The sequence below is a fragment of the Planococcus sp. FY231025 genome, from assembly GCF_052078085.1.
GTDB lineage: Bacteria > Bacillota > Bacilli > Bacillales_A > Planococcaceae > Planococcus.
This window is the reverse complement of the sequence record NZ_JBQJJG010000004.1, coordinates 200383-212721: the sequence shown is the minus strand read 5'-3', so window position 1 is coordinate 212721 and position 12339 is coordinate 200383. Positions and strand designations below refer to the sequence as shown.

At 50.0% G+C, this 12339-nt stretch carries 14 protein-coding genes, 1 pseudogene and 1 riboswitch; of the genes and pseudogenes, 1 reads left to right on the top strand and 14 read right to left on the bottom strand.

From position 1 onward, the window contains the following. Positions 1-40: 40 nt before the first annotated feature. The 9 genes from ACTL32_RS04375 to ACTL32_RS04335 form a co-directional block, all read right to left on the bottom strand. A complete protein-coding gene (locus tag ACTL32_RS04375) occupies positions 41-397 on the bottom strand; it encodes an iron chaperone (RefSeq protein WP_441340313.1) in 357 nt (118 codons plus the stop codon). Positions 398-533: 136 nt separating this feature from the next. Continuing rightward, positions 534-761, bottom strand: a complete 228-nt coding sequence (locus tag ACTL32_RS04370; RefSeq protein WP_441340312.1) for a hypothetical protein — start codon at positions 759-761, stop codon at positions 534-536. 191 nt (positions 762-952) lie between these two features. Next, positions 953-1102 carry a hypothetical protein gene (locus ACTL32_RS04365; RefSeq protein ID WP_441340311.1) on the bottom strand — a complete coding sequence of 50 codons (150 nt, stop codon included), beginning with the start codon at positions 1100-1102 and terminating at the stop codon, positions 953-955. Between the two features lie 49 nt (positions 1103-1151). Then, positions 1152-1895 (bottom strand): SDR family NAD(P)-dependent oxidoreductase, encoded by a 744-nt coding sequence (locus tag ACTL32_RS04360; protein WP_441340310.1) that lies wholly within the window; start codon positions 1893-1895, stop codon positions 1152-1154. Positions 1896-2084: 189 nt separating this feature from the next. Further along, on the bottom strand, positions 2085-2567 hold the full coding sequence (locus ACTL32_RS04355; RefSeq protein WP_441340309.1) for a flavodoxin domain-containing protein: 483 nt from the start codon (positions 2565-2567) through the stop codon (positions 2085-2087). Further along, positions 2548-3594, bottom strand: coding sequence for a ribonucleotide-diphosphate reductase subunit beta (locus tag ACTL32_RS04350; protein ID WP_441340308.1), 1047 nt, complete (start codon positions 3592-3594; stop codon positions 2548-2550). Before ACTL32_RS04350 ends, ACTL32_RS04355 begins: the two co-directional genes overlap by 20 nt. A gap of 12 nt (positions 3595-3606) precedes the next feature. Continuing rightward, entirely contained in the window at positions 3607-5889 is a 2283-nt protein-coding gene (locus ACTL32_RS04345) for a ribonucleoside-diphosphate reductase subunit alpha (protein WP_441340307.1), read from the bottom strand. A gap of 1 nt (position 5890) precedes the next feature. After that, the gene (locus ACTL32_RS04340; protein ID WP_441340306.1) at positions 5891-6376 is read right to left on the bottom strand and encodes an acyl-CoA thioesterase; all 486 of its coding nucleotides are present in this window, start codon (positions 6374-6376) and stop codon (positions 5891-5893) included. Between the two features lie 157 nt (positions 6377-6533). After that, a riboswitch (cobalamin riboswitch) is annotated at positions 6534-6711 on the bottom strand. 122 nt (positions 6712-6833) lie between these two features. Then, positions 6834-7619, bottom strand: coding sequence for a PAS domain S-box protein (locus ACTL32_RS04335; RefSeq protein ID WP_441340305.1), 786 nt, complete (start codon positions 7617-7619; stop codon positions 6834-6836). A 294-nt stretch (positions 7620-7913) separates the two neighbouring features. Here ACTL32_RS04335 and ACTL32_RS04330 point away from each other — a divergent pair, with 294 nt between their 5' ends. Next, entirely contained in the window at positions 7914-9218 is a 1305-nt protein-coding gene (locus tag ACTL32_RS04330; protein ID WP_441340304.1) for an MFS transporter, read from the top strand. A 167-nt stretch (positions 9219-9385) separates the two neighbouring features. On the opposite strand, the pseudogene ACTL32_RS04325 reads toward ACTL32_RS04330, so the two are convergent. The 5 genes and pseudogenes from ACTL32_RS04325 to ACTL32_RS04305 all read right to left on the bottom strand — a co-directional run. Beyond that, positions 9386-9640 (bottom strand): annotated as a pseudogene (locus ACTL32_RS04325) (GNAT family N-acetyltransferase); the annotation flags it as partial. Positions 9641-9660: 20 nt separating this feature from the next. Continuing rightward, positions 9661-10131: a GNAT family N-acetyltransferase gene (locus tag ACTL32_RS04320; protein WP_441340303.1), complete on the bottom strand. Its 471-nt coding sequence runs from the start codon at positions 10129-10131 to the stop codon at positions 9661-9663. Between the two features lie 13 nt (positions 10132-10144). Further along, positions 10145-10855, bottom strand: a complete 711-nt coding sequence (locus ACTL32_RS04315) for an alpha/beta hydrolase (RefSeq protein ID WP_441340302.1) — start codon at positions 10853-10855, stop codon at positions 10145-10147. Between the two features lie 13 nt (positions 10856-10868). Next, positions 10869-11609, bottom strand: coding sequence for a class I SAM-dependent methyltransferase (locus ACTL32_RS04310; RefSeq protein ID WP_441340301.1), 741 nt, complete (start codon positions 11607-11609; stop codon positions 10869-10871). Continuing rightward, positions 11602-12195 carry a cysteine hydrolase family protein gene (locus ACTL32_RS04305; protein ID WP_441340300.1) on the bottom strand — a complete coding sequence of 198 codons (594 nt, stop codon included), beginning with the start codon at positions 12193-12195 and terminating at the stop codon, positions 11602-11604. Before ACTL32_RS04305 ends, ACTL32_RS04310 begins: the two co-directional genes overlap by 8 nt. Positions 12196-12339: the final 144 nt, after the last annotated feature.

The following is a 12339-nucleotide window of genomic DNA, read 5'->3' as shown; positions in this document are numbered from 1 at the left end:
CACATCATGTCCTGATGTTTATTACGGCAACTGGCTGGCGTCATTTTTCTGCCTTCTCCAAGTTCTCTGTAACCCGGTAACGGACAATCCGACGGACCAAATCATAGGGCATCGGCTGATCGAGCGGAAATTGGACCGAGCCTTTCCCTTGTTTGTACGGAGCCAGCTCGTCCTGGAACGCCGTGATTCCGCTTGGGACCGGATAAAACCCGATATGGTTCTTGAAGGCTGCAAAATGCACCAAGTTGCCGTTCAATACGAATGTCGGCATTTGGTAGCTGATGGCTTCCTGGGCATGGGGCGCCTCTTCGCGGATGATATGCCGCAGCGTCTGAAGGATTTCCTGTACATCTTCCGGCGCTTGCCGGATATAGTCGTCGATCGTCTGGATTCCCATAAGTTCTCCTTTCTTCGCATCAGGTTTCCTGAATCTTCTTTGTCTCCTTGCTGCTCCTTTATTCTGTAATTCTGCATTGGTTTATCAGAAAAAGGCAGACTGCCGAAAACCAGCTGCCTGCCCCTGTTCCACTCCATCATCCGCCCGAATCGTCTTTTTCCTCATCATCCGAATCATCGTCATGGAATTCACTATCCGTATCCGTAATGTCGCCTTCCGGAATGACTTCTTCTTCGCCTTCTTCAGGCGTCACATCGGCGTCGTTGTCTACCGGCGCTTCGTCTTCCGCATCGCCGCAGGCTGCAAGCATTCCGATCGACAGAAATGCTGCTGCTCCGACTTTCAGCCATTTCGCTTGTGCCATAAGAATCCCTCCCTTCCGCTTTTGTTCAAAGCCAGGAATTTTCAGTATATTCTTTTTATACCCTTTAAGGAGCCGGATACTCGTATATTATTGAAGGAGTTCATCCGTTGCCTCCAGTTTCTATTGTGCAGCATAGGATTCCGGAGCTGTTCTCCATAAAAAAGAAGCCTTTCCGGCTTCTTTCTCCTGCGTCAATCGTCTTCTTCTTCGTCTTCATTCTCCATGTTTTCGTGTTCTTCGTCCTCATTTTCTCCGTCGCCGCCATCGCCGCCGCACGCTGAGAGCATGCTGACAGACAGCAGTGCTGCCGCGCTCAGCTTCCACCATTTGTTAACTACCATAAACTTATCCTCCTGTCAGATGATTGCTTGCTACCCGTTCTTTACCCGATTACTGAGCAGTGTATCCCCCGTCCACCATCAATGTCGACCCTGTCACAAAATCATTTTCACAAAGGAAGACGATGGCATGGGCGACTTCTTCCGACCGCCCCAAGCGCCCGATCGGATGTTTCGCTACAGCCTTTTCGTACGCTTCCGGACTCAACGTCGTGCGGTTTGACATAGCTGTCTCGATATAGCCGAGGCTTACTGCGTTTACCCGGATATTTTTGTCTGCATATTGCAGGGCCAAAGATTTCGTCATTAAGTTCACGGCCCCTTTAGAAGCGGTGACCGCAAAAGCACTGGCTTCCCCTACACTTCCCAATATCGATGCCGTATTGACAATGGCACCGCCTCCGGTCTTCAGCATTTCGCGGATGGCGTGCTTGGAACCAAAAAAGACCCCGTCCTGGTTAACCGCAATGACTTTCCGGTAGTCTTCATAAGAAAGCATATGTGTTTCACTGAGTGCCCGAACCCCTGCATTATTTACCATGATATCGATTTGGCCAAATGCTTCGACAGCTGCTGCGATAAGACGTGCTACGGAATCTTCCTGGGAAGCGTCGAATTCGATGAATACCGATTCTGCTCCACTGCCCTGGAGTTCCTTGGCGGCATTCCTTCCGCCCTCCGCGTTAATATCAGCGACCACCACTTTAGCGCCTTTGGCAGCGAGCGCTTTTGCGGTCGCCAAACCGATTCCGGAAGCCGCGCCAGTTACAACTGCCACTTTTCCTGTTAAATCCATTTCAATCCCTCCTCAATTCCGATTTGCCTATATGAATCATTTTAACAATAATATCTGAATTTTGTGATTTTTTATGAAATTATTCCGTTGCCTATCATCCACTTTGCATAATTAAAAACCCCATAGCAAAAAGGGCTTTTCAAATGAAAAACCCTTGAGCTTGAATTGATCTGATTTGATGGATCGCTTTCACCCTATTTCCGGCTGTTGAAAACGTTCATGCAGTCTCTTTTGAATGCCGGTGATCAACTTTTCGCACCGCGCACAGTCCTTGGGTTGCGGCATCAATTCCACTTTAAGCGTTGCCGCTAAATCCGTCTGCACAAAGAGCATGTCCCGGAAACGGTCGACGGCGCCGCAGAATTCGGCGAAAAAGCTGTCGCCGGTTCCAAAGACCGCGGTGATCAGTGAGTTATGACCCAAGCGTTCGAACGCCTCAAACAAGCCATGCATCTCTTTCGGAATCTCCCCGCTTCCCCATGTGTAAGTGCCCACCAGTACTGCATCGTAACGTGAGAGTTCAGTTGAAGGGAAGTCGTTTATTGCCCAAAGCTCCACTTCCAGCCCTTTGGAAAGGCAGATTTTCTGCAGTATCTCGGCCACCGCTTCTGTATTCCCAGTGACAGATGCGTAGACGATGGCCATCCGCGGCTCATAGTTCGTCAAAGCCATTCGACTGCGACACTTTCGAATAGGTCCGGGATTTCTGCTCGAAAAAGTCCGATTTTGTTTCATTCATCATGTCATCGCCAAACACTTGGATCCACGGCATCGGGTTGCTTTGTTCTGGATATAGGTTGTCGAGTCCGAGCTGGCGCAGGCGTTTATTGGCCAAGTATTCGACGTAGCCTTCGAACTCATCCAGATCAAGCCCCTGGATGTCCTTCAGAATGTGATGCGCCCATTCTTTCTCCAGCTGCACCGCTTTGTCTACAGCGTCATAGACATATTGGATGTTTTCTTCGGTATTCAGTTCCGGGTTTTCCGTCAGCATGATGCGGATAAACTGGGAAATGAAATACGCGTGCTGCATCTCGTCGCGCTGGATGTAGCTGATCATCGTGCTCGTCTTGAGCATTTTTTGCTGGCGCGCCAAATGATAGAAAAAGGCGAAGCCGGCGTAGAAATAGATGCCTTCCAAATTGATCGAGTTGACGCTCAAGCGGAACAAGGTCTGCGGCGTCGGGTTCTGGCGGAACGCTTCGTACGCATCGAGGATCCCTTCGTTGCGCTTCCGTACAATCGGATCGCTTTTCGCCTGGTTAAAGCGGGCATTCTGTTCGCTGATGGATACGAGTGAACTCAGGATATATGAATACGATTCGTTGTGTACGGCCTCCTGTTGGGAAATGACCGCGAAAATCGCTTTGAAGCTGGAATCGGTGACGTAGTCCATCGCCTGGCTCATCGTCGGTGTCTGCAGGCTGTCGAGCGATGCCAGTTGCGTATTGATGCGCAGGAACACGTCGCGTTCGACATCCGTCAAATGGTCCCATTGCTTGATGTCGTCCTGCATATTGATTTCCTGCGCTTTCCAGAAGTTCGACAGCAAGGTCTGGTACAGGTCATACATCTGCGGGTAGGCAATGTCATTCCAGTTAAGGAGGCCTGAAGACTCTCCATTGATGATGCCGGTAGATTTATTCGGCTGCTCGGGATTGAGCAGTTTGATTTTTTGTAATGGTGCATGTATCGACATAATTGTTCCTCCTTAGCTTTGGCAAGCTTCGCATTCTTCGATTTCCGCCTGGGAAGTGCTGCGGACATAGTATGTGGTCTTCAAACCTTGCTCCCATGCCTCAAGATGGAGCCCCAGTAATTCTTTCGCTTTGATCGTATGCGGCACATAGAAGTTGAAGCTGATCGCCTGGTCGATATGGCGCTGGCGCGCCGCATTCTGGCGGATGCTCCAGTTCTGGTCAAGCACGTGGCGCGCACGGCGGTAATAGTCATAGGTGTTATGGTCGAGGTCCGGCGCCGTCACTTTGAATTTGAAGTTTTTCTTTTCTTCCGCAAATTCCACGGCATAGAGCGGATCGATGCCGTCTGTTGAACCACCGATTTTAGCTGTCGACGAGTTTGGTGCCACCGCCATCATCCAGCCGTTGCGGACGCCGTTTTCCGTGATGGCGCTCTGCAGCTCGTTCCATCGTTCGCTCGTGTAACCTTTGCGTTCAAAATACTCGCCTGTCTCCCATTCAGAGCCTGCAAATTCACGGTAAGCGCCTTTTTCCTTGGCAAGTTCCATGGAAGAGCGGATCGTGTGGAAGGCGATTTCCTCGTATAATTCATCGGCGAAAGCCACAGCTTTCTCTGTTTCCCAGTGGATGCCTTCAAGTGCCAGGAGGTGGTGCCACCCGAACGTCCCTAATCCTACAGCGCGATATTTTTTATTTGTCGCATCGGCCTGGCCGACGGAAATCGTATTCAAATCAATGACGTTATCCAGCATGCGCATCTGAATCGGCACAAGCCGTTCCAGCACTTCCGCTTTCACCGCACGCGGCAAGTTGATCGACGACAGGTTGCAGACGACGAAATCGCCTGGCTTGCGAATCATTACTAGGTTGCCATCTTCATCCGTATATTCTTTCGTAATAGTTGTAGCTGACATGTTTTGCATTATCTCTGTACACAAATTACTGCAGTAAATTGATGTGCGCCCTTTGCCGCGCAAGTGCTTGTTCGGGTTCTGGCGGTTGACTTCGTCGCGGTAGAACATATACGGCGTGCCCGTTTCCAGCTGCGACACCATGATGCGTGCCATGATGTCCATCGCCCGGTAGGTTTTCCGCGGCAATAGTGGATTATTGACCGCTTCTTCATATTTCTCTTTGAAGTGCTTGATGTCCGTTTCGTCATAAAAATCTTCCAGGCCAAGCGCAGTTCCGGCTTCATCTTTCCAACCCATAATCGTCTTCACTTGGTGCGGACAGAACGTATGCCATTCGCCGGTGCTGCGGCCATTTTCGTCCGTTTCCTTCAATCTTTCCATGAACAGATCCGGAATCGCCACGCCGGTGAAAATGTCGTGTGCTTTCCGGCGTTCGTCGCCGTTGTTCGTCTTCAAATCCAGGAAGCCGTTCATGATATCTTTATGGAACACGTCCAGGTAAATCGCCACGGCACCTTGGCGCTGCCCAAGCTGATCGACGCTGACCGCGGTGTCGTTGACAAGGCGGATCCACGGAATGACACCGGATGAGTTGCCTTTGAATTTTTTGATGTCGGAGCCGAGCGCCCGCACTTTGCCGTAATAGACGCCGATGCCGCCGCCGTCTTTGCTGAGGCGTGCGATGTCCCAGTTGTTCAAGTAAATGCCATCAAGCGAATCGTCCACTGTATCGATAAAGCAGGAAGACAGCTGGCCAAAGCTCTTGCCGGCGTTTGACAGTGTCGGCGTTGCAACCGTCATATACAGATTGCTCATCGCCCAGTAAGCTTCTTTCACCAGGTCCAGCCGCTTTTCCTGTGGTTCGTTCTGCATCAACGTCATCGCAATGACAAGGAAGCGCTCCTGCGGCAATTCGTGGATATTTCCTTCATAATCCTTCGCCAAATAGCGGTCTGCCAATAAAAATAAGCCAATGTAATTGAACAAGAGATCCCGCTCCGCATCGATTTCATTGCCCAGAACCTGAATTTCCTCTTTTGAATAGCTCTTCAGCAAGTCGCCAGAATAAATGCCGATGCTGCTGAGTTTTTCCACGAGTTCGTAAAAATTCCCGTACTTGGATTCTGCCCCGAAGCCCCGGCTTTTCGCCGCCCCTTTGTACAAATCGTTCAAGTAAAGCTCCGCGGCAACGAATGTCCAATCCGGCTCGGACATGGAAATGCGGTTGAGCGCATAAATCAAGGACTGCTCGCCTTTTGCTTGGCTTTCCAGGTCTGCCACTTTTTGGAGCAGGGGTGCGGCGTCGAGCTTATAGACATCTCTCGCCCGCAGGATCGCTTTTGTCACGGCATCTTTTTCTGTATGGATGATTGTATTCATATCAAATCAGCTCCTTTGCGTATTCATTGATTTTCATGCGGCGCTGCTTGCGCTCCTGTGCACTTTGGAACAGCTGCTTCTCGTGTTCCGTTTCCGGTACGACGCCAGGCACCGGCGTCGGTTTTCCATCTTCATCGACGGCGACCATCGTCAGGATTGCCGTTGTTGTCAAGGTTTTCTCGCCTGTCTCGATGCTTTGGCATTCCGCTTTTACGTAGACTTCCATCGAAGTCCGCCCTGTGGAAATCACCACTCCTTCCAGGAGCAGCACATTGCCGACCCGTGCAGACGACAGGAAGTTCACCGTATCGATCGAAGCTGTCACCACCGCCTTGCTGCTGTGCTTCATGGCCGTAATGGCTGCGATTTCGTCGATAAAGCTAAGCACCGTTCCGCCGAAAATGGTACCCATGTGGTTCGTGTCAGGCGGCAGCACCAATTTGGTCTGGATCGTCCTCGATCGGCTTGCTGTGATTTGCTTGGTCATCTCTATTCCTCCAGTCGATGTTCGGGCAAATAAAAAAACCCATCTTCTCGGACGAGAGGATGGGTTGGATGAACGTAAATAATCGGGCGGAAAACGGCAAAAAGCCACTGCACCGCGCAGAATACCTTCGCTACACCTCCCAGCTCCCGGAGAAGGTCATTAACTTATAACGATGGCAGGTCTCCTGGCTCATGCGTCTTCCTACACTATGTCCTTCCCGTCCGTTGGACAGTGGATTGCCATAGTTCGTCAGCACTTACAGTTGCGGGTACAGCTCCGTTTTTCAGCGGATTCCCTATCAAGCCTTTTCAGGCACCATCGTTATCGGTTTTACTATATATAGTGTTGTTATGTATACAATTCACTAAATAATGTATTTCTAAACTATAAACCAGATCTTTTTCTTTTACAAGCTCCTGTTTTGAAGATTTTCGTGCTTCTTAACTTCAACAAAACATCAATAAATTCGAATCAGCTTCTTCAGCGCTTGTTTCACATTCGACATGGTATGCAGTTTGGTGAAATCCATCCGCGCCTCCACCGCTTTTTGGGCAAGTTCCGGACGGATGCCGGTGAATATGAGCTCGATTCCGAGCATCTTCAGGATTGCGTTGATTTTATATAGAAATTCCGCAACGATGCTGTCGATGTTATAGATGCCGGAGACATCGATGATCAGATGCTCCAAATCTTGCCCTTGGATTTTTTGCGGGATGATTTCAAGCAATTGTGTCGCTCGACCGCCGTCCACAGCGCCGACAAGCGGCAGCACAGCTACTCCATCGACAATCGGCACAATCGGTGTCGCAATCTCGTTTTTCAGTTCTGTCAATTCGCGTTCTGCCTGCTTATGCTCGGTAATATCCCTTATGATCGATTGAATCGCTTTGGTTTTCCCGAAGTGGACCGGATGGCAGTACAGCTCGACATCCGCAATGGAACCATCGGATAGCCTGACTCTTGTTTCCACCAACTTCCCTACGGCACCCTCTTCGGTTCCGCGGCGGATTCTTTCTTCGATGAATCCTTGATATTCTTCGGTAAAGATATTGACCACGCTTGAACCTTCAACTTCAGCCGCTTCCGCTCCAAAAAAATCAGAACCTGCCTGATTGATATACAAGACTTTATTATCGGAATGGATAATGGTCGGTTCGAATGAATACTCGACAATTTGCCGGTACAGTTCCGCTTTTTCATCCACCGCTAAACTTTCGGCTTTTGAACCATTGGTTGCTTTCATTTTAGCGCCTCCTTTGTTTCAAAACACATATCTTCAGCATACATGTATTTCTAGCATTTATCAGGCAATAAGATTTAAATCAGGCTTTTTTGAATATAATCCACAATCTCCGGCAAAGCTCTCTTAGTATATCGCTATACTAAATTTCTGAATCGTTTTACTTCAGTAAATCAAAACTTCTCTGCTTTTATTAATTTTTTATTGTGTTATCATAGGAATTTGCGATTCTAGCATACTAAAAATAAATGCTCAACCAATTTCTATATTGAGTTCTGCAGTAAATGGAGATATAAAATGAAACAAACCGGTTATTCTTTCCACTATGGGTGGGTGATCATTGCCATCGCCGCCCTCTCCCAATTCTTCTCTGGCCCCGGACAAACCTACTCCAATTCCATCTTCATCGACTATTACATCGAGCAATTCGGCTGGAGCCGTTCGACGGTATCCGGCGTTTATTCCGCAGCTACATTGGCCGCAGGCTTTCTGCTGTTCTTTATCGGCCGGTTGATCGACCGCAACGGTTCACGGAAAATGGCGGTCATTGTTTCTTTGGCACTTGCAGCCGCTTGCCTGTTCAATAGCTTTGTTACAAATCTATTGATGCTATTCATCGGCTTTTTCTTTATTCGGCTGCTAGGGCAAGGGTCGATGGCCCTCATTTCAAGCTCCCTCATTCCGCAGTGGTTTGTCAAAAAACGCGGCCGGGCCATCAGTATCGCTGCAATTGGCGGCCTTGTCAGTTCGGCAGCGTTCCCGTTGATGAATGTCTGGCTGATTGACGCCTTCGGCTGGCGCGTATCCTGGCTCATTCTCGGTGCGATCATCGTCGTCTGTTTCACGCCCCTCGCCTTCTTCCTGATTCAAAACACACCGGAAGATATGGGCTTGCTGCCTGACAATGGCAAAGGCGGAAAAGCGGACGGCAAACTTCCGCGCTCCGAGGAAGTGAGCTGGACCGTCCAGGAAGCAGCAAAAACACGCTCGTTCTGGCTGCTTTTGGCCTGCGCGGCAATTCCGGGCATCGTCAATACCGGATTGACTTTCCATCTCGTCTCCATCTTCGCCGAACGCTCACTGCCGCGTGAAACGGCAGCCGCCATCCTCAGCATGACGGCCCTTATCGGTTTGCCAATGACTTTCCTCGCAGGAAGACTGCTTGAACATATCAAAGTGCAGTATATGCTGGCAATTGTTTTCTTCGGTGAAATCGCAGCAGTGCTCCTGATTCTCCAGATGGATTCCTTGCCTGCAGCCGTGGCATTTGGCCTTGTATGGGGGACCAGTATGGGGATTGAACGGATCGTCATGTCAGTCGTCTGGCCAAATTATTTCGGGCGCAAGCATATCGGCAGCATCAGCGGCATTTCCATGGCGATGATTGTAACCGGCTCCGCCATCGGACCGCTCCCGTTCGGCGTGGCTTTCGATTTGTTCGGCGGCTATACGGAAATCCTTTGGGCCATCCTGCTGTTCCCGCTCTTCGGTATGGCTGCGGCCATGTTTGCCAATCCGCCTGTAAAAAACAAGAAGACTTTGCAAGCAGACGAACTGCTGATCGAAAACCCAGCACTTAAAACCCCTTTGCTCCATGAGTAAAGGGGTTTTAAACAGCTTTTTGCCAGAAGGCTAACTTTTCGTTTTTTCATAGCGGCATAGAAAGCGCTCAACACCGGGATACTTTTCCCCAAGGCTTTTGGCCACAAGCCAATGCTCCGATAAAAGCCGACCGCTTCCCGATCGGTTTCCGCAACCATAACGCTAGGTCCAAGTTCGCGCTGCACTGCTTGGATCATGGCTTGCCCGAACCCTTTTCCTCTTTCGGATGGAGCCACCGCGATGTGCTTGATTTCCAATACGCCCGCACTCGCAATCTCGATGCCGACGCAGCCGACCACTGCCCCCGCCTCTGTAAAGCTGTACAACCGCCTTTCGGGCAAGGTGATGTACTTTTCGTATTCCGCCCCTGCCTTTTTTGCAGAGGCGGCGTAGGACAACAAGGCGCCCAGTTCGTCGGCCATCACCAGCGAAGTGATCTCTTTCATCTCCTCTTCTCCATCGTCATGAATTCTGCAGAATCCGTACTGAATCTCCCGGCTTCTGCAAATCCGAACTGCTTGTACAGATGGATGGCCCGCTTGTTGAATTCCGCTACCGTCAGTCGCATTCTGAGATCTGGATAGCGCTCCTGGACCACCGACATGGCGTGACCGAAAAATCGCCGTCCTTGACCTTGTCCCGTCCCTTCCGGATGCATGCCGATGCCGATATCAATAAACCCTTCAGGATAAACGCCCGCGAGCACACCTTTTGGCACTTGTGCCACCTGGCCGGCACATAAAAACCCGAAAAGACTTCCATCCTCGAAAACCGCAATGTATGAGCCATCTAAAAGCTCGCTGAGGGATCCTTCTGAAACTTCATTATTATAGAAATCATAGGGCTTTTCGTATTTCCAGCCCAGGATTTGCAAAGCGGTTTGCTTGTCCATCTTTTTTTGTATAAAAACCATTTCACTCCCCCTGTCACTTAACCCGCGCCAGCCATTCCCCCACATCCCGTTCCATCTCACGGGTAAACTGATGGCCAGCGCCTTGATAAATCTTTTTTTCAATGTTTCGGAATCCGCGTGCTTCTGTCAAATGTCGATGGTATGCTTCATGGCCTTCTAGTGGAACCGTCCGGTCAAATTCACCGTTGATGAGGAGCACCGATCCTTGGCCAGCCTCCTGTTCAATGGGATCGAACCGCCGCAGCACCCTTTCCGCTTCTTTAGGCATCGGAGACCGGTCCTGCCGTTCTCGGAAAATCCCTTCCGTCAGCACAAACGCCCCTGACCCATTTATACTTGCAAGCCCAGAAATCTGCGGATGGCGTGCAAAAATGCCCGCAGCGATAAAACCGCCCATTGAGCTTCCAATTAGGACGATGTCCGATTCCGGTACTTCCAGCACCTTTTGGAATTCTCCAAACTCCTCAATGCTTTCCATGATCGCTTTCCAGAAATAGGTTTGGACCGTCTCCATTTCGAACGGGTTTTTTGCCGGTTTTCGGCTGTCGTTATAGACAATCTCCGGAACAACCACACGATGCCCTTGCTTAGCGAGAGCTTCCGCATACGCCTGCCAGCTTTGCACAGTGCCGCCCCAGCCGTGAAAGAGAATGGCTGTTTTGCCGGTTTTCTCATTTGGCTCTTCGATATGATAGATGAAATCCCCTGCCCGTATTTTCTCCATCAACATAGCCCCTTTACTTGTACGCGATCAAGAGAAACCGCCTGGAATTGGTTTGAATGCCTCTCAGGGTCCGGTTCTTTCCGATAAACTTGTTGAACTTCTCCCAATCTTCCGGATGCTTCCCGAAATCCGGAATGATTGGCGTGTGCCGCAAGAGAAACAGCAAGTCCTCCGGGCTATGGTAATATTCGGCTTCATCGTATTCAAAGCTTTCCACCTTCTTAAAACCTGCTGCTTCAAGTTCGGTTTCGTACCGTTCTTTCAGCGAACCATCCCGTTCATCAAAGGCTTGCCCGCGGCCGAATGCCTCTTTTAAATTGGCTTTGTCCGCTTCACCGACTTGCTGGGTCAGCAGGACTCCGCCGGGTTTCAATACCCGGGCTGCTTCCCGGGCGTCAAACGGGCAATGGCGGCTTGTAACGGCATCAAAAAAACCTGCAGGAAACTGAAGGCTTTCGGCTGCCATCGGCAAAAAACGGACATTTTGCATTGCCGTCTTCTGCAGATTATTGCGTGCCGCTTCCACCATCGCTTCAGACAAATCGATTCCGACAGCGAACCCAAAACGGTCTGCAACCTTTAGCATGTTTTCGCCTCCGCCGGTCCCGATGTCTAGCAGTATACCGCCGCCAGGAGCACGCTCTGCCGCTTCGCTGTAAAAATCCCAAACTGCTCCTTTGACGGTGCTTTGCAGCTGACTGAAATCCCAGCCATTCACTTTTCCGACTTTGTCATAGAATACCTGGTCATCCATTCGCCATTTTCTCCTGTTCGGGTGCGTTGCCGCCGACTTTCGCAAGCAGCCCCTTTGTCGTGATCACTTCCGCAAATTCCCCGTGCAAGGCTGCAAGGGTGACGTCATGGATAATTTCGGCATCATACCGTCTGCCATCGGGTCCCGTAAGTTCAAAAGCAGCCGTTGCATCGGAAACCAGACATGTCTTAAACCCAAGATTACCGCTCATCCGCGTCGTTGTTGAAATGCAATGGGGGGTTGTCAGTCCTACGATGACAATTTCCATCAGGCCACGGAGCCGCAAAAAACCTTCCAGATCTGTCCCGATAAATGCGCTGTTCACTTTTTTGGCAAAGACCGGTTCGTCCCCTATTGGCTGCAGCGGTTCGATGATGCCGTAACTTTCTTTCTCAGGAAAGAACAAAGAATTCGGGTTATCCGATTGGTGCTGGATATGGATAACACAGGCATCCTGCTCCCGCCAAGCCTGCAGTATCTTTAGGATGTTCGCTTCCGCTTCAGGATTGTTGCGCTTGCCCCAAGACAGATCAGCAAACGCTTTTTGTACATCGACAATCACCAATGCCGTTTTTTCCATGTTCAAATTCATTCCCCCCCGAAAATCGTTCTTGCCTATTGTTTCTTCGTTTGGGCTCTGAATCCCTTTTTAACTTCATGCGTTTATTGCACTTCTGTGCTTCGCTATATACAAAGGAGGATTGTCCGGAGAATTGGAGAATTACTTCTT